Raw genomic sequence first — 419 nt, 5'->3', positions numbered from 1 at the left:
CCAACCACGTGGTGCAGACGTCGGTCGCGGGCCAGGTCAACCTCGTCGACATCAGCGGCCAGACCCTCAATTTCTGGGATGGCGACGCCGGTCCAAAAAGCAATGACGTTGTCAACGGAGGAAACGGAACCTGGCGGGCCGCTGGAGACGACAACTGGACCGGTTCGGATGGCAACCTGAACGCGGCCTTCACCAATGGCAGCTTTGCCATCTTTGCCGGCGCAGCCGGTATGGTCAGCGTCGACAACACCAATGGCCAGGTGCAGGCCGTGGGCATGCAGTTCGCGACCGGCGGGTATGTGGTCCGGGGACAGGACATCGAATTGCTCGGGCCGCAGTCGACCATCCGGGTCGGCGACGGCACGCTGGTCGGGGCAGGCTTCAGCGGAACCATCGCATCGAACCTCACAGGTGCGACT

The 419-nt window shown here is 63.7% G+C and carries 1 protein-coding gene; it reads left to right on the top strand.

Annotation, left to right across the window (positions count from 1 at the left end):
• On the top strand, positions 1 to 419 hold a 419-nt coding region (locus EN893_RS38535), incomplete at both ends, for a hypothetical protein (protein WP_164901579.1).

Origin of the sequence: Mesorhizobium sp. M7A.F.Ca.CA.004.04.2.1 (assembly GCF_004022825.1) — a bacterium.
Lineage (GTDB): Bacteria > Pseudomonadota > Alphaproteobacteria > Rhizobiales > Rhizobiaceae > Mesorhizobium.
This window is presented reverse-complemented; position numbering and strand designations above follow the sequence as displayed.